Genomic DNA, 14,549 nt, shown 5'->3' with positions numbered 1-14,549 from the left:
CTGAAAAGCTGAAGTACGATCCCGTGAGTGGGTTACCGCCGATCACACCACTTCCGTTAATACAAGTCACGCAACTTGAACTTGCCGCTGTCCTGCATGCTAACCGTACGGTGGCGAATAGGAAAGGACTTAGATCACGATGATTTCAGGTTCGGATCGCAGCCGCGACGCGAAGATCAGTCCCCCCGCGCCCCCGTGGCTACAGCGGGCCGCCCGCAACAGCCGAGTGCCCGTAGGCTCCCGCTGCTGCAGCTTCATAACACGAAGTAGCCCTTCTGCAGGCTGACGGCGTCGTCCAGATGTATCGCGAAATCCGCTTTCCTGTCGCCGTTCACATCGCCGTAAATGTAGGTATCAGAGGCTTCCCTGATATAGCGGAGTTCGCCGTTCTTGCCGCCAAAGGCGGCAGTTCCAACGAAGTGAAATGCCTTGTTGCCGACGGCCGATATATCGGCGTCGATCACAGAAAGATCGAACCGGTCTGATTGTGCGGTGTAATCGTAAATCGTATCGCGGCCGGACCTGGAGACGGTCGAATCCGAGAGCGCCTTGAAAACGAAGCTATCGGCTCCGCTGCCGCCGTTCAAACGGTCCGCGCCCGCGCCGGCATAGAGCAGGTCGCTGCCGCTTTCGCCGAAGAGCTTGTCATGGCCTCTCCCGCCGTAAAGCTTGTCGGAACCGGGAGGCCCGCAAGGCGATACTGCGTCTGCAGGAGCGGTGAGTGAGCGGCGTTATTTCGCCCGCAGCAGCATCCCGAACAGGTCGCGGGGGTCGTCCGGATCGGCGATCATGTCGAGGTTCTGGTAAAAGTCGGTGCCGGGAAGGCGCTCGCGCACATAGCGGAGCGCGGAGAAGTCCTCGATGGCGAAGCCGACGCTGTCGAAGAGAGTTATCTGACGGGCGTCCCGCCGGCCCTGCATCTCGCCGGTAACGACCCTCCAGAGTTCGGTGACGGGAAAATCCGGTTCCATCTGCTGGATCTCACCTTCGATCCGGGTTTGGGGCGGATATTCGACGAACACGTCCGAGCGCTTCAGGATGTCCCGATGCAGTTCCGTCTTGCCGGGGCAATCGCCGCCAATTGCATTGATGTGGACGCCGGTGCCGACCATGTTGTCGGTCAGAATCGTGGCAAATTGCTTATCGGCCGTGCAGGTGGTGATGATCCCGGCGCCCTCGATCGCCTCCTGGGCGGACCTGCATGAAACGATCGTGAGACCGGCACCGTCCAGGTTGCGGGCGGCCTTCTGCGTTGCCCGTGGGTCGAGATCGTAAAGGCGGACGGTGTCGATGCCGCAGACGGACTTCATGGCCAGCGCCTGGAACTCGGCCTGAGCGCCATTGCCGATCATCGCCATTATGCGCGCGCCCTTCGGAGCCAGATGGCGGGCGGCCATTGCCGAGGTCGCGGCGGTTCGGAGCGCCGTCAGTATGGTCATTTCGGTGAGAAGTGCCGGGTAGCCGGTCGAAACCTCGGCAAGCAGCCCGAAGGCAGTTACCGTCTGGAGCCCCTCGGCGGTGTTCTTCGGGTGGCCATTGACATATTTGAAACTGTACACCCTGCCATCGGAGGTCGGCATCAGCTCGATGACCCCGTCGCGCGAATGGCTGGCGACGCGCGGGGTCTTGTCGAAGCTCTCCCAGCGGCGAAAGTCCGCTTCTATCGCATCCGTGAGCTCCGCCAGGACCGTCTCAATGCCAAGGTGATGCACGAGGCGCATCATGTTGTCGACGCTGACGAAGGGTACCATGGCCTTGGCAGACGGAAGCGGTGAGAGCATCGAGGTTTCCTCTTCACGGTGCTGGATTCCAGATAGGTTACCGATTGAGCCCGCTGTTCGAAAGCGCAAACATGTGCTATTTTAGGCACCCGTTTAAGCGATTTGTTCAATTGGATTGTGCAAGATGAGCAGAAGAGCAGTCAGGGACTCGGCCGTTGCGAAATACACGCCTGATGACCTGGATCGCCAGATAATTGCACATCTGCGCTCCGACGGGCGGGCCTCGCTTTCCAAGCTCTCCGATGCGTTGGGCGTGGCGCGGGGCACAGTCCAAAATCGGCTGGAACGCCTGCTCGAGACCGGAACCCTCCTCGGATTCACCGTCCGGGTCAGGGAAGACTACGACGTCAGCACGGTTCATGCGGTGATGATGATCGAAGTGGTGGGGAAATCCACGACGCAGGTCATCCGCAGGCTGCGCGGCTTGCCCGAGATCTATACGCTGCACACCACCAACGGCAACTGGGATCTGGTTGCCAACATCCGTGCGGCCAACCTCTCGGAGTTTGATCGCATATTGCGCGAGGTGCGGATGATCGATGGCGTCGCCAACAGTGAAACCAGTCTCTTGTTGAGCAGCGTATGATCTGCGGGCGCGCGAGCAGACCGGATGATTGAAAGCCGGACCTTTCCCCGTTAGGTTCCGCGCGCATTCATGATTTCCAAGGGGGCGGGCTTGGCGAGCCGTAAGATTTGTTTTCTGTTGGCCTGCCTAACCGTCATGCCGGCGACAGCACTGGCGGAGTGGCAGGCAGTCGAGAAGATCGAGACTTATTCCATCACCGGACAATCCGGGCCGGAACTCTACGCCGCGATCGGCGAACGGGGACCGCGGGTGGGGGGCCTCGGGCGCGCGATCGCTCATACGAGCTTCAAGCTCACCTGGAGGCGGAAATACGAGGAGCGAGACGGCGCCTGTGTCCTCGCCTCCGCGCTGCCGAAGCTGACCATCACCTACACGCTGCCGAAGCTTTCCGGCAAGCTGTCGGGCAATACCGAAGCGAACTGGGAAACTTTCATCGACGGCGTGAAAAGGCATGAACGGGTGCACGGCGATTTCATCAAGGAGATGGTGAGTGCGATCGAGGTCGCGACCGTGGGCCTCACTGTCGCCGACGATCCCAAGTGCCGCAAGATCAAATCCGAAATGACCAAGCGGCTCGGGGAACTCTCGCGCGCGCAACGGCAGAAAAGCCGCGACTTCGACAAGGCCGAACTCAGCGACGGTGGCAACATTCACCAACTGATCCTCAATCTCGTCAACGGCGGCTGATGCATCTGGCTCGATTGCCGACGGCTCGATCTTGGCCAAATGGCAACACCCCGCAGCAAAAAATAAGTCGTTGGCGGCCCTGCCTCTGAATTGTCTCAATGCAACGAAAGCGTGAGCCCGCCTGACAGGGCAGGCACGGGCGCACGAAATCTTACGCGCGCGCTGCCATTACTGAATTTGTTTCGGACCGCCGGCTGCAATTGCTGCCGGTGACGAGCCGACGAGGAGAAGATGCATGAAAAAGACTCTCGCCATGGCGTTCTCCGCGGTCACGATCGCGTTTACCGCTGCGGGCGCCAATGCCGCTGATCTGACCTATCAGGAACCGGCTCCGCCGCCCGCGGTTCAGGACGCGCGCGGCGGTGTGAAGATCGGATACTTGGAATGCGACATCGGAGGCGGTGCCGGTTATGTGCTCGGATCCTCCAAGGAGGTCGAGTGCTTTTTCCGGTCGTTGGGCGGCGATGTGATCGAGGATCGCTACACGGGTGAAATTCGCAAACTCGGCGTTGACGTCGGTTTCACCATGCGCAGCCGATTGATCTGGGCCGTATTCGCGCCTACGGCGGGTTACCACCATGGTTCCCTGAGCGGCATCTACAAGGGCGCGACGGCCGAAGCGACGCTCGGGGCGGGCGTGGGAGCGAATGTGCTCGTCGGCGGCACCTCAGGCTCAGTCCATCTCCAGACGGTCAGCGTCACGGGCCAGCTCGGCCTCAACGTCGCGGCCGCCGGCACGTCCATGACGCTCAACTCGGCGAACTGACCTTCCTCCGGCGCGGCCATCACGCCGCGCCGGAGTTCGATTTCCGCGCCGAGCGCCAGAAAATCACCAGCATTCCCGCCGTCATGGCTGCGAGACAATACCAGGTCAACGCGTAGACCAGGTGATTGTTGGGAAAGACGACGCGCGTCAGCCCGCCGACGGGAAGCGTCCCAGGAATGGAAGACGCGTCGGCATCGACGAAGTAGGGCGCAACGGGGGAAAGGCCCCGCGCTGCGGCTATGGCGCCGACGTCGCGCGAGTACCAACGGTCTTCGCGGGGTCTGTTCGACTGGAGCAGAGAACCTTTCGGCTCGTCCATGCGCATCAGCCCGGTGACCTTGACCTCGTCTTCGATCCGGCCCTGCTGACGCGCCTTAGGGTCGCGCCGCTCCATTGGCACGAAACCGCGGTTCACGAGTACGATCGTGCCATCGTGAAGCGCAAGCGGCGTCATGACCCAGTAGCCGGCACCGAGTTCGGTCGCGGCATAGACCAGCGTTTCCTCGTCGTTGAGAAAGCGGCCATGCAGCGCTACGTGCCGGTATTCGTCGCGTGCCGGGCTGACATTCGGCCAATCGCTTCTGGGCGGTGCAGGGACGGGGGGAGCACCGATGCGTTGTTCGACCCGCGCGATAAGATCGAGCTTCCAGAAGAGACGCTTGACCTGCCAGGTGCCGAGCGCGAGCAGGCCGGCGATCAACAGGAGACCGAGAATACTGACCACTGCCAGCCGCGAGCGCGGGCGAAAGGCGGTTTCGTTTTGCAAGTCGGTCATGATGCGGTTCAAACGCGAAGCGCGCTGTCTCAACAATTAAGCCTTAATCCGGCTGCCGCACGCCTTCACCCGATGGAGGGGAGGGTTGGCCAGTCCCACGGTCAGGGCATGTTCTTCATCATTTCCGGGCTCATCGGCATCATGTTGGTGTTCAGATGATGCATGACCCAGAGCGAGCCGGAAAGTGCAATGGCGACGAGGACGATGGTGAAGATCAGCGCCATCATCGTCCATCCGCCTTCCGAGCGTGTGTTCATATGCAGGAAGAAGATCATGTGGACGACGATCTGTATGGCGCCGAGCGCCATGATGATCGCGGCGGTGAGAATGGCGCTTTCGAGCACGTCGGCCATGACCAGCCAGAAGGGGATGGCAGTCAGGAGGACTGAGAGAATGAAGCCGGTCACGTAGCTCTTCAGCGTGCCGTGACCCGCGCCGTGACCATGGCTGTGACCGTGATGCGCCTCGAAAGCGTCCTCGTGCGAAGATGCATGTGTGCTCATCGAAGAACTCCCATCAGATAGACGAAGGAAAAGACGCCGATCCAGACGACGTCGAGGAAGTGCCAGAACATCGAAAGGCACATGAGGCGGCGCTTGTTCTCCGCGATCAGGCCGTGTTTTGCGACCTGCGCCATGAGCACGAACATCCAGATAATGCCGGAGCTCACATGCAGCCCGTGCGTGCCGACGAGCGTGAAGAACGACGAGAGAAAGGCGCTGCGCTGCGGCCCGGCACCCTCGTGAATAAGGTGCGCGAACTCATAGAGCTCGAGGCCGACGAAGACGATGCCGAAGAGGGCGGTGACCGCCATCCAGGCGAGCGTCGCCCGCAACCTTCCCTTTTCCATTTCCAGCATGGCAAAGCCGTAGGTGATCGAGGAGAAGAGCAGCATCGACGTGTTCAGTGCGATAAGCGGCAGGTCGAAGAGATCGGCGGGCGAGGGGCCCGCCGCGTAATTGCGGCCGAGAACCGCGTGGGTCGCAAAGAGTACGGCGAAGATCAGGCAGTCGCTCATCAGATAGAGCCAGAAACCGAGCATCGTGCTCCCTTCCGGATGATGCTCTTCCTTCAGATAGAATGCAGGCGCCTTGCCCTCGTGGAGGGCGTCAGAGGAGTGAAACTCGTTCATGCTTGCACCTCAGCGGCAAGCTCTTCGGCGCGCTTGCCCTCCGTGTCGGCGACGACATTTGCGGGAATGTAGAAGTCGCGGTCGTAGTTGAAGGTGTGACCGATGGCGATCACCACCATCGCGACAAAAGACAGGATCGCCAGCCACCACATGTACCAGACCATGGCAAAGGCGAAGACGACGCTGATTGCCCCGAGGATGACGCCGGTGCCGGTGTTTTTCGGCATATGGATCGGCTTGAAACCGGTAAGCGGACGCTCATAGCCGCGCTTCTTCATGTCCCACCAGGAGTCCTGATCGTGAACGAGCGGCGTGAAGGCGAAGTTGTAGTCCGGCGGCGGCGAGGCAATCGACCATTCGAGCGTGCGGCCGTCCCAGGGGTCACCGGTCATGTCGCGCAGCTTCTCGCGATTCATGAAACTGACGACCAGCTGGATCAGCATCGACAGGATACCAAGCGCGATCAGGAAGGCGCCGAATGCCGCGATGACGAACCAGATCTGCAGCGAAGGGTCCTCGAACTGGCTGACGCGGCGCGTAACCCCCATGAGGCCCAGCACGTAGAGCGGTATGAAGGCGAAGTAGAAGCCTATCAGCCAGAACCAGAAGGACATCTTGCCCCAGAACGGATCGAGCCTGAAGCCGAAGGCCTTTGGGAACCAGTAGACGACGCCGGCCATCAGCCCGAAGACCACGCCGCCGATGATGACGTTATGGAAATGGGCGATCAGGAACAGCGAATTGTGGAGCACGAAATCGGCTGGCGGCACCGCAAGGAGAACGCCGGTCATGCCGCCGAGTACGAAGGTCACCATGAAGCCGATCGTCCACAGCATCGGCACCTCGTAGCGGATGCGGCCGCGATACATGGTGAAGAGCCAGTTGAACATCTTCGCGCCGGTCGGGATCGAGATGATCATCGTGGTGATGCCGAAGAAGGCGTTCACGCTGGCGCCCGAGCCCATGGTGAAGAAGTGATGCAGCCAGACGATGTAGGAGAGAATGGTGATCACCACCGTCGCATAGACCATCGATGCGTAACCGAAGAGCCGCTTGCCACAGAAGGTCGCGACAACCTCCGAGAAGATGCCGAAGGCCGGGAGGATGAGAATGTAGACCTCCGGATGTCCCCAGATCCAGATGAGGTTGACATACATCATCGGATTGCCGCCGAGGTCGTTGGTGAAGAAGTTGGTGCCGGCGTAGCGGTCGAGCGTGAGCAGCGCCAGTGTTGCGGTCAGCACAGGGAAGGTCGCGACGATCAGCACATTGGTGCAGAGCGACGTCCAGGTGAAGACCGGCATCTTCATCATCGTCATGCCGGGGGCGCGCATCTTCACGATCGTGGCGATCAGGTTAATCCCCGACAGCGTCGTGCCGATGCCGGCTATCTGCAGGCCCCAGATGTAATAGTCGACGCCGACCCCCGGGCTGTAGTCCGCGCCCGAGAGCGGCGGATAGGCAAGCCAGCCGGTGCGCGCGAACTCGCCGACGAAGAGCGACAGCATGATGATGGCCGCGCCGGCCGCCGTCATCCAGAAGCTGAAATTGTTGAGAAAGGGGAAGGAAACGTCGCGGGCGCCGATCTGCAGCGGCACGACGAAGTTCATCAGCCCCGTCACGAAAGGCATCGCCATGAAGAAGATCATGATGACGCCGTGTGCGGTGAAGATCTGGTCATAGTGATGCGGCGGCAGGTAGCCTTCCGAACCGCCGAAGGCCATCGCCTGCTGCAGGCGCATCATGATCGCGTCTGAAAATCCGCGCAGCAGCATCACCAGCGCCAGGATGATGTACATGATGCCGATCTTCTTGTGGTCGACGCTCGTCAGCCAGTCGTGCCAGAGCGTGCCCCAGAAGCGGTAATAGGTGATGAGCCCCGTCAGCGCGATGCCGCCGAGCACGACTGCGGCAAAAGTCGCGACGAGGATCGGCTCGTGATAGGGGATGGCGTCGAGGGTCAGCCGGCCGAAGATGAGCTTCAGAAGATCTGGATCGGAGAACATGGGAAACCTGTTCATTTGCTTAGATCACGATGTTTTCGGGTTGGATCGACCTAAAAACATAAACGTGATTGATTCCAATAAGGTAGAGCGGGATGCGGGCGGAAAACCGCACCCGCTTTTCCTCATCCCGCTTCAGCGCGCAGCGCCCGTATTCAATGATTGAGCTGAGCCGGTGCCGGATCGTTTTCATGATCGCTCTCATGATTCATGCCTGGCATTGAGTGTCCCTGGTGTGCTCCCATGCCTGGCATAGGGTGCTGCATCGGCTGTTCGCCGCCGCCCGTGCCCTGCGGTTCCTGCTGGCTGCGCGCCGGCGTGCCCGTCGCGGGTTGCGTCGCGGCCGGCGCGCCTTCCGCTAGGGAATGCCTGTTGTCGTATTCCAGCTTCTCCCGGTTTCCGGCGCTCTCCTTGCCGGCACCGCCCATCATGTCGATGTGCATCATCTGCTGCATGCACATCTTGCCGGGTGTGACGCATAGATTGAGAATAGCCGTATACAACCCGTCCTCGACCCTGGCGAAATAGCGGACCGGCTCCCGCTGGCTCGGCTTTTCAAGCTTCAGATAGGTGTCGCGGTTCAGCGCGGTGCCTTGCGTCTTCACCCGCGACACCCATTCCTCAAAGCCCTGCCGGTCAAGCCCATGGAACTTGAAGCGCATATGCGAAAAGCCGTCGCCGCTGTAGTTGGCCGAGAAGCCCTCGTATTCGCCCTGCTTGTTGATCACCGCGTGCAGCTTCGTTTCCATGCCCGGCATCGCATAGATCTGACCGGCAAGCGCCGGGATATAGAAGGAGTTCATGACCGACGAGGCGGTTATTTTGAAGTGAATCGGGACGTCGACGGGAGCGGCGAGCTCGTTGACCGTCGCGACCCCGAGCTCGGGGTAGAAGAACAGCCACTTCCAGTCGAGTGCGACCACCTCCACGGTGAGCGGCTTGGCGTCCGCAGGTATCGCCCTTTCGGCATCCAGCCGGTCGAGCGGCCGATAGGGATCGAGTTTATGCGTGCTGATCCAGGTGATGGCGCCGAGCGCGATGATGATCGCGAGCGGCGCCGACCAGATCACCACTTCGAGCGCGGTCGAGTGATGCCATTCCGGATCGTAGGTGGCGCTGGTGTTCGAACGCCGGTACCGCCAGGCGAAGAAAAGCGTCAGGAAGACCACCGGAACGATGATCAGCAGCATGAGGATCGTCGAGATGACGATCAGGTCGCGTTGCTGCGCAGCGATATCGCCCGATGGCGACATCACCACCATGTCGCATCCCGCCATCAGAAGAAACAGCGGCAAAACGGCGAGGCGGCGGGAAAACTTCAACGGTTCTGGCACGGCTCGAAGCTCTATTTGTTTCGACGGCCCTGCGACTAAAGTAGAGTGGACCGGAAAGGTATGAGGTCGATAGTCGCACTGCAGCAATCCGCCGCAGCCGGTGATGCATCGCAGCATGTGAGGGCCGGGTCGCGATTGGCGTCCTGAAACGCGTTTTTTCCCGTATCGCCCCTTGATATGAGCCGTTGATTGGTCAAGATCCCCATTGAGAGAGCTTCGCGCTTTCTTCTGGAGAGTTCGAGCGAGATGCGGCGGAACATCGCATGTTCCAAGTCCCGGTCGACCGCGGGAGGCGTTTTCGATGAATGGTGCAATTCAACAATCCCTGGGACCGTCGTCCTCCTCGATGGAGCGCGATGCGCGGCGCATTCACGACGACAGGCCGGTATCTGCAGGCAACATAGCCATTGGCGTCGTGATCGGCCGCGCAGCGGAGTTCTTCGATTTCTTCGTTTTTGGCATCGCCTCCGTCGTCGTTTTTCCGCAGCTCTTCTTTCCCTTCGCGCCCGACCGGCTGACCGCTACGCTCTATTCCTTCGCCATCTTTGCACTCGCCTTCATGGCAAGGCCGGTGGGTTCGCTGGTCTTCATGGCCATCGACCGGACCTATGGCCGAGGCGTGAAACTAACGATTGCCCTTTTCCTCCTCGGCGGATCGACCGCCTCCATCGCCTTTCTGCCCGGCTACGCAACGCTCGGCGGCTGGTCCATCCTGCTGCTTGCCGTCTTCCGTCTCGGTCAGGGATTTGCGCTCGGCGGGGCCTGGGATGGGCTCGCCTCGCTTCTCGCCCTCAACGCGCCGCAGCATCACCGCGGCTGGTATGCGATGATCCCACAGCTAGGGGCGCCGCTCGGCTTCATGCTGGCGAGTGCGCTGTTTGCCTACTTCCTCGCTTCGCTCTCGCAAGCGGACTTTCTTGCCTGGGGCTGGCGCTATCCGTTCTTCGTCGCCTTTGCCATCAACGTCGTTGCATTATTCACGCGCCTGCGGCTCGTCATGACGAAGGAATTCGGAACCCTGCTCGATCTGCACGAGCTTCAGGCAAGCCGGGTCACGGAGGTGCTCAGAGTAAATGGTGGGCACGTTCTGGTCGGTGCGTTCGTGCCGCTTGCAAGCTTCGCTCTCTTCCATCTGGTGACAGTGTTCCCGCTGAGCTGGGTGGAAATATACACGGATCACGGCGCAAGCTCCTTCCTGATGGTACAGTTCCTTGGCGCGGTGTGCGGGATCGTCGCGATCGTTGCTTCCGGGCTCATTGCCGATCGCATCGGCCGGCGCAATCATCTTGGTATGTGCGCGGTGCTGATCGCGATTTTCAGCTTTGTAGCCCCAATGCTGCTTCAGTCGGGCGCGACCGGTCGCGAAATGTTCGTGATTGTCGGCTTCACAATCCTCGGCCTCTCCTTCGGGCAGGCCGCCGGGGCGGTCGCGTCGCGCTTCGGCAGGGCCTACCGCTATACGGGGGCGGCGCTGACCTCGGATCTGTCGTGGCTGATAGGGGCCGGGTTTGCACCGCTGGTGGCACTTGGGCTCACCAGTCGCTTCGGCCTCGCTTTCGCGGGATATTACCTTCTCTCGGGCGCGCTTTGCACGATACTGGCGCTTATCTTCAGCAAGACGCTCGAGATCAACAACGAATAGCCATGAATTCAATCATGGAGCCGCCGCTGCGTTCCCCCTCGATTGCGATCCCTTGTATGCGCCCAGCGGCTTATGCGTCTTAGGCAAAACCCAGCCCAGTAGCGCGGAACATAATCGGGTCTCGCCGGTTCCGGCAGCGACGCACATTCCGGTGCAGTCAAGCACGAAAGGAGGAAGCAGTGCCTGCGAAATCGAAGGCGCAGCAGATGGCCGCCGGCGCGGCGCTTGCTGCCAAGCGAGGCGAGAAGAAGAAGAGCGAACTCAAGGGCGCCTCTCGCAGCATGGAAGATTCCATGACCGAGAAGGAGCTTGAGGAAATGGCGTCGACCAAGCGCAAGGGAAAGAAGGAACACGTCTCGAAAAAGTGATGGCGCATCAATAGCGCCTCCGAAAAGGCCAGCGCGAACCTGCTGACCTTTGAGCCGGAAGGGATCTGCCGCTTGCAGAACTCGCCGGCACAAGGTATTCGGGCGGGCATAAAGTTCCCGGTTTCCCACTAGGGTCGGAAGAATGTTTCAGGTTGAGATGGCTGCAGCCCTTTCACACCCGCCGTTTTGATGATGTAAAGCGCGAAACAGGAACAATATTCTGTAGCGAGATCCGGGTCGTGACTAAGGACGGGCGAATGAACGATAGCAAGGTTTCCGCGGATGAGAACGCGGAAAAAACCGTTGACGAGCGGATTGCATCGCTCGTCGAGAAGATGCGCAAGGAAGCGGTGCCAGAGCGTCTTCTCGAACTGGCCCGGGAACTGCAAAAGGCCCTTGACGAGCGGAAGCGCTGATCAGATCTGCTCGCCCCTATACCGTCAGTTCAGCGGATTTCCGTGCATTTGCGCAGTCAGTTCATCACGGGCCCTGCTGAGCCGGCTTTTGATCGTGCCGATCGCGCAGTCGCATATGTCGGCGGCTTCCTTATAGCTCAGGCCGAATCCGGCAACGAGCACGAGAACTTCCCGGTGCTCCGGTGAAAGGGCGCCAAGCGCGTTGCGCAACTCGCCATTGAGGACCGACCACTCCTGCGAGGGCGCCGTCGGTATCGGCAATTCAGCGCAATTGGTGCTCCCAGGACTTTCGCGCGTGCGGATTTTGTATTGCGTGCGAAAGGCATTGCGCATGATCGTGAACAGCCAGGACTTGAGGCTCGTCCCGGGCTGAAACTGCTCGATGCTTCTCAGCGCCCGGAGCAACGTCTCCTGCACGAGGTCATCGGCCTCGAAGGACGCTGTCGTAAACGTACGAGCGAACGCCCGCAGAGCGGGGATCAGATCGACGACTTGCTCCTCAAGCAGCGGTGATTGTTGCGATGCGTGACCGCCGATAGCAGGCATGTCGAATATTGCCCTTCTGCTTATGAGATTTCTCTTGGTGACGTTACAAAATGCCTGTCCGGCTCTTTGGTTCCTGAAGGCGCGGGGATATTTCCTGCCCGCTTCATTCGGGCATCCCCCCGCAGGGCTGTGCCAGCGCGCAGATGCGGCCAGCTCCGCGCGTGCCGCGACGGGAACCAAAAAGGACATCACCAGTTTGAGTGGTCTAGGGACATCATCATGTTTGAGTGGAAGGAGAACGCCATGAATAGATTTGCCACTTTGACTGCTGCCCTGTTTCTGGGATTCGGCTCGGCGGCGATTGCGCAGACGACAGTGGTGCTGCCGGGCGAAGTAAGGACCTATGTGCTGGAGCAGAACACGCCTTCTGTCACCTACGAGGGTGAGATTGTCGTCGGCCAGCCGATTCCTGAAACGGTGGAGATCCACACCATTCCAGAGCAGCCCGATTTCGCCTATGCCGTCGTGAATGATCGGCGCGTTGTCGTGAATCCGAAGACACACACGGTCGTGGAAGTTCTGGAATAATGCCGGCATAGGGGCGCAGCACGCACGCGCGAGTCTGCTTTCTGCGCTTCATGTCCCCAGTATCACGAGCGTGGCGGCTCCGCCGCCACGCGACGGTCGGGAGCTGTCACGCCAGGGGCTGGACATGGAAAACAATAGCAGCGAGTTTCGACTGGCGGCACAGAGAGAAATTCTCGTGGCCGTCCTTTCCGCGCTTTACCGGCACAAGGATCTCTGGCGGGAGATCAAACGGGCCCTCGAAGAGGTCCCGATCGTTCAGGATCATGAAGAAGATCCCGGCATCGTACCGTCGGAGGCTTTTGCCAGGCAGAATGCGATGACCTCGGAAATTGCTTCCATCCTTGATGATGCACAGGCGCGATCGGATCTGGGTCCGGAGACGCGTTGAGACGTCAAGGTGAGTTGCGCGCCAGATCAAGATTCCGGAACCCCTTTCAGCTTCATGCGTTAACGGAAAGGCTGCGTTTTCAGCCCCGCATGTCCACGCAAGAGAAGGGAGCGTATCGTGCGCGTTCGACTGAGACAGAAGCGTCCGACATTTGCCCGGCCTCCGGAAAATCCGAACAAGCCCGGCCGCAACACGTGGCACCCACAGGTAATCGCCCCTCAGAGGGTCGACCTCATCCTGAGGAAGCCGAGAAGAGATGAGGTGGCGGTACCGGCCTCGATCAACGGGAGGAGCCTCATCGATGGCCGGCCATGACGATAGGATGGTCCGCGTCCGGGACGTGATGTCCCGGCAGGTTTTCACCGTGTCACCCACTGACAGCGCGCAATCCGTCGCCCGGCTGATGGCTGAGACGGGTGTTGGCGCGGTGCCCGTGGAGACGCCGGGTGTAGGAACGATCCTGGGAATCGTCACGGATCGGGACATAGTCACGTCCGTCGTCGCGAAAGGCCTTTCCAGTTCAACGGCCGTTTTCGAATTCATGACGGTGTCGGCAGAATCTTGCGAGGAGCACGACAGCCTCCTCCTTGCTGCTCAGAAGATGCACGATCTGCGTATTCGTCGTCTCGTCGTTGTCAATGAGAAGCGGCAGGCCGCCGGCATAGTGGCTCTCGCCGACATCAGCCGAGTCAACCCGGAACTCGGCGGCCTCGTTCTCGAGGGAATCAATCGGCCTGTGCCCGTTGAGTCACGTCTTGAAGGAATGTCAACATGCTGACGCAGGATCGTCTTTGGAGCGAAGCGGTGATCTTGGAGGGCGGGAAGAACCGAGTGCTCAGAGTACAAAGCACCCGCGACGCGTTTCTCTGCCTCAAGAATCATTGGCCGATCGCCGACGGAGACGCAAAGCGTGACGCCTTTGCAGCCTGTGAGCGGGTTATCGAGGGAAACGACGAGCCCGATATTGCACGCAGCGCCTTCATCAAGGCTGCCGAGGAAGCGAAGTTCAGCGTACATTCCTGGACCGGTTGACCGAGCCGTCTCAGCTCTGAACGGTTGGGCGGCTGCCAGACCGTAATTTCACCGCTGTCGAGGGCCGGAGCGGTTCCGGCTCGCCGGCTCGTTGTAACGCTCCGCCATTGCAGCCTGGACTTCCGCCTGAAAAGCGAGGACTTCCTCGCGAACGCCGGCCTCATCGACGCCGAGAATGGCAAGCTGTTCGGCGAGCCTGCGGCATTCGCCCTTCCAGTAATGGACGGCAGCGGCGCCATGTATCCTGTCGAGTTCGCGTGCGCAGCGTGCGACGTCGCCTGCACGGGCCGCCAAGGGAAATGCGATCACTTCGCCGCCCTGGACCATGGTTCCTTCGCCAAACTCAGCTGCCATCGAATCACCTTACATTCATCACCAGCCACGTCTATCGGCTAGATGGTTAATGATTCATTGGTCGCAACGGCTCGCAGTTCCGACGGATATCGCTCCGGGTGGCGAAATTCTCGCCGCGACGAACTTTACAGGGTGTCGGCGGGAACAAACGCTTCCCTGCACAGTTTGACTATCGGATCGCGTGGAACAAGTTCCCTCTCCGCAAAGCCCT

The 14,549-nt window shown here is 60.3% G+C and carries 18 protein-coding genes and 1 pseudogene; 10 read left to right on the top strand and 9 right to left on the bottom strand.

The window, feature by feature from the left end:
- Nucleotides 1-254 precede the first annotated feature (254 nt).
- Nucleotides 255-689: pseudogene (locus FB009_RS01165) on the bottom strand (M10 family metallopeptidase C-terminal domain-containing protein); the annotation flags it as partial.
- A gap of 42 nt (nucleotides 690-731) precedes the next feature.
- Entirely contained in the window at nucleotides 732-1,781 is a 1,050-nt protein-coding gene (locus FB009_RS01155; RefSeq protein WP_018011949.1) for an ornithine cyclodeaminase, read from the bottom strand.
- Nucleotides 1,782-1,905: 124 nt separating this feature from the next.
- Here FB009_RS01155 and FB009_RS01150 point away from each other — a divergent pair, with 124 nt between their 5' ends.
- The 3 genes from FB009_RS01150 to FB009_RS01140 all read left to right on the top strand — a co-directional run bounded on the left by FB009_RS01150 (nucleotide 1,906) and on the right by FB009_RS01140 (nucleotide 3,820).
- On the top strand, nucleotides 1,906-2,367 hold the full coding sequence (locus tag FB009_RS01150; RefSeq protein WP_012061303.1) for an Lrp/AsnC family transcriptional regulator: 462 nt from the start codon (nucleotides 1,906-1,908) through the stop codon (nucleotides 2,365-2,367).
- A gap of 69 nt (nucleotides 2,368-2,436) precedes the next feature.
- Nucleotides 2,437-3,054, top strand: a complete 618-nt coding sequence (locus FB009_RS01145) for a DUF922 domain-containing Zn-dependent protease (protein WP_026183621.1) — start codon at nucleotides 2,437-2,439, stop codon at nucleotides 3,052-3,054.
- A 235-nt stretch (nucleotides 3,055-3,289) separates the two neighbouring features.
- Nucleotides 3,290-3,820 (top strand): DUF992 domain-containing protein, encoded by a 531-nt coding sequence (locus tag FB009_RS01140; RefSeq protein WP_012061305.1) that lies wholly within the window; start codon nucleotides 3,290-3,292, stop codon nucleotides 3,818-3,820.
- Between the two features lie 19 nt (nucleotides 3,821-3,839).
- On the opposite strand, the gene FB009_RS01135 is transcribed toward FB009_RS01140, so the two are convergent.
- The 5 genes from FB009_RS01135 to cyoA form a co-directional block, all read right to left on the bottom strand.
- A complete protein-coding gene (locus FB009_RS01135; protein ID WP_012061306.1) occupies nucleotides 3,840-4,595 on the bottom strand; it encodes an SURF1 family protein in 756 nt (251 codons plus the stop codon).
- Between the two features lie 101 nt (nucleotides 4,596-4,696).
- On the bottom strand, nucleotides 4,697-5,098 hold the full coding sequence (gene cyoD / locus FB009_RS01130; protein WP_012061307.1) for a cytochrome o ubiquinol oxidase subunit IV: 402 nt from the start codon (nucleotides 5,096-5,098) through the stop codon (nucleotides 4,697-4,699).
- Nucleotides 5,095-5,727: a cytochrome o ubiquinol oxidase subunit III gene (gene cyoC, locus FB009_RS01125; protein WP_012061308.1), complete on the bottom strand. Its 633-nt coding sequence runs from the start codon at nucleotides 5,725-5,727 to the stop codon at nucleotides 5,095-5,097. Before cyoC ends, cyoD begins: the two co-directional genes overlap by 4 nt.
- Nucleotides 5,724-7,733 carry a cytochrome o ubiquinol oxidase subunit I gene (cyoB, locus tag FB009_RS01120; RefSeq protein ID WP_012061309.1) on the bottom strand — a complete coding sequence of 670 codons (2,010 nt, stop codon included), beginning with the start codon at nucleotides 7,731-7,733 and terminating at the stop codon, nucleotides 5,724-5,726. Before cyoB ends, cyoC begins: the two co-directional genes overlap by 4 nt.
- 152 nt (nucleotides 7,734-7,885) lie before the next feature.
- A complete protein-coding gene (gene cyoA, locus FB009_RS01115) occupies nucleotides 7,886-9,064 on the bottom strand; it encodes a ubiquinol oxidase subunit II (RefSeq protein WP_024311184.1) in 1,179 nt (392 codons plus the stop codon).
- A 301-nt stretch (nucleotides 9,065-9,365) separates the two neighbouring features.
- On the opposite strand from cyoA, the gene FB009_RS01110 reads away from it, so the two are divergent.
- From FB009_RS01110 to FB009_RS32605, 3 genes are all read left to right on the top strand, one after another.
- Nucleotides 9,366-10,706 carry an MFS transporter gene (locus tag FB009_RS01110; protein ID WP_012061311.1) on the top strand — a complete coding sequence of 447 codons (1,341 nt, stop codon included), beginning with the start codon at nucleotides 9,366-9,368 and terminating at the stop codon, nucleotides 10,704-10,706.
- Nucleotides 10,707-10,885: 179 nt separating this feature from the next.
- Nucleotides 10,886-11,074 (top strand): DUF3008 family protein, encoded by a 189-nt coding sequence (locus FB009_RS01105; RefSeq protein ID WP_012061312.1) that lies wholly within the window; start codon nucleotides 10,886-10,888, stop codon nucleotides 11,072-11,074.
- Between the two features lie 257 nt (nucleotides 11,075-11,331).
- The gene (locus tag FB009_RS32605) at nucleotides 11,332-11,490 is read left to right on the top strand and encodes a hypothetical protein (protein ID WP_018011955.1); all 159 of its coding nucleotides are present in this window, start codon (nucleotides 11,332-11,334) and stop codon (nucleotides 11,488-11,490) included.
- 24 nt (nucleotides 11,491-11,514) lie between these two features.
- On the opposite strand, the gene FB009_RS01095 is transcribed toward FB009_RS32605, so the two are convergent.
- Nucleotides 11,515-12,036, bottom strand: a complete 522-nt coding sequence (locus FB009_RS01095; protein ID WP_012061314.1) for a sigma-70 family RNA polymerase sigma factor — start codon at nucleotides 12,034-12,036, stop codon at nucleotides 11,515-11,517.
- 243 nt (nucleotides 12,037-12,279) lie between these two features.
- On the opposite strand from FB009_RS01095, the gene FB009_RS01085 reads away from it, so the two are divergent.
- From FB009_RS01085 to FB009_RS01065, 4 genes are all read left to right on the top strand, one after another.
- Nucleotides 12,280-12,564 carry a DUF1236 domain-containing protein gene (locus FB009_RS01085; protein WP_012061315.1) on the top strand — a complete coding sequence of 95 codons (285 nt, stop codon included), beginning with the start codon at nucleotides 12,280-12,282 and terminating at the stop codon, nucleotides 12,562-12,564.
- A 124-nt stretch (nucleotides 12,565-12,688) separates the two neighbouring features.
- Nucleotides 12,689-12,952, top strand: a complete 264-nt coding sequence (locus tag FB009_RS01080) for a hypothetical protein (RefSeq protein ID WP_012061316.1) — start codon at nucleotides 12,689-12,691, stop codon at nucleotides 12,950-12,952.
- A gap of 301 nt (nucleotides 12,953-13,253) precedes the next feature.
- Entirely contained in the window at nucleotides 13,254-13,730 is a 477-nt protein-coding gene (locus FB009_RS01070) for a CBS domain-containing protein (RefSeq protein WP_012061317.1), read from the top strand.
- Nucleotides 13,724-13,984: a DUF982 domain-containing protein gene (locus FB009_RS01065; protein WP_012061318.1), complete on the top strand. Its 261-nt coding sequence runs from the start codon at nucleotides 13,724-13,726 to the stop codon at nucleotides 13,982-13,984. Before FB009_RS01070 ends, FB009_RS01065 begins: the two co-directional genes overlap by 7 nt.
- 48 nt (nucleotides 13,985-14,032) lie before the next feature.
- Here the strand turns inward: FB009_RS01065 and FB009_RS01060 are convergent, their stop codons facing one another.
- Nucleotides 14,033-14,338, bottom strand: a complete 306-nt coding sequence (locus tag FB009_RS01060; RefSeq protein WP_012061319.1) for a DUF6074 family protein — start codon at nucleotides 14,336-14,338, stop codon at nucleotides 14,033-14,035.
- Nucleotides 14,339-14,549 lie beyond the last annotated feature (211 nt).

This window comes from Sinorhizobium medicae (genome assembly GCF_007827695.1).
Taxonomy (GTDB): Bacteria; Pseudomonadota; Alphaproteobacteria; order Rhizobiales; family Rhizobiaceae; genus Sinorhizobium; species Sinorhizobium medicae.
The sequence above is the reverse complement of the archived record's forward strand: the minus strand, read 5'-3'. Positions and strand labels throughout refer to the sequence as shown.

What these genes read in the sequence shown, in the direction of transcription:
- cyoB (WP_012061309.1), bottom strand. Translation starts at nt 7,733, where the DNA reads ATGTTCTCCGATCCAGATCTTCTGAAGCTCATCTTCGGCCGGCTGACC.
- FB009_RS01070 (WP_012061317.1), top strand. Translation starts at nt 13,254, where the DNA reads ATGGCCGGCCATGACGATAGGATGGTCCGCGTCCGGGACGTGATGTCC.
- cyoD (WP_012061307.1), bottom strand. Translation starts at nt 5,098, where the DNA reads ATGAGCACACATGCATCTTCGCACGAGGACGCTTTCGAGGCGCATCAC.
- FB009_RS01145 (WP_026183621.1), top strand. Translation starts at nt 2,437, where the DNA reads ATGATTTCCAAGGGGGCGGGCTTGGCGAGCCGTAAGATTTGTTTTCTG.
- FB009_RS32605 (WP_018011955.1), top strand. Translation starts at nt 11,332, where the DNA reads ATGAACGATAGCAAGGTTTCCGCGGATGAGAACGCGGAAAAAACCGTT.
- FB009_RS01080 (WP_012061316.1), top strand. Translation starts at nt 12,689, where the DNA reads ATGGAAAACAATAGCAGCGAGTTTCGACTGGCGGCACAGAGAGAAATT.
- cyoC (WP_012061308.1), bottom strand. Translation starts at nt 5,727, where the DNA reads ATGAACGAGTTTCACTCCTCTGACGCCCTCCACGAGGGCAAGGCGCCT.
- FB009_RS01155 (WP_018011949.1), bottom strand. Translation starts at nt 1,781, where the DNA reads ATGCTCTCACCGCTTCCGTCTGCCAAGGCCATGGTACCCTTCGTCAGC.
- FB009_RS01095 (WP_012061314.1), bottom strand. Translation starts at nt 12,036, where the DNA reads ATGCCTGCTATCGGCGGTCACGCATCGCAACAATCACCGCTGCTTGAG.
- FB009_RS01110 (WP_012061311.1), top strand. Translation starts at nt 9,366, where the DNA reads ATGAATGGTGCAATTCAACAATCCCTGGGACCGTCGTCCTCCTCGATG.
- FB009_RS01065 (WP_012061318.1), top strand. Translation starts at nt 13,724, where the DNA reads ATGCTGACGCAGGATCGTCTTTGGAGCGAAGCGGTGATCTTGGAGGGC.
- FB009_RS01085 (WP_012061315.1), top strand. Translation starts at nt 12,280, where the DNA reads ATGAATAGATTTGCCACTTTGACTGCTGCCCTGTTTCTGGGATTCGGC.
- FB009_RS01060 (WP_012061319.1), bottom strand. Translation starts at nt 14,338, where the DNA reads ATGGCAGCTGAGTTTGGCGAAGGAACCATGGTCCAGGGCGGCGAAGTG.
- FB009_RS01140 (WP_012061305.1), top strand. Translation starts at nt 3,290, where the DNA reads ATGAAAAAGACTCTCGCCATGGCGTTCTCCGCGGTCACGATCGCGTTT.
- FB009_RS01135 (WP_012061306.1), bottom strand. Translation starts at nt 4,595, where the DNA reads ATGACCGACTTGCAAAACGAAACCGCCTTTCGCCCGCGCTCGCGGCTG.
- FB009_RS01150 (WP_012061303.1), top strand. Translation starts at nt 1,906, where the DNA reads ATGAGCAGAAGAGCAGTCAGGGACTCGGCCGTTGCGAAATACACGCCT.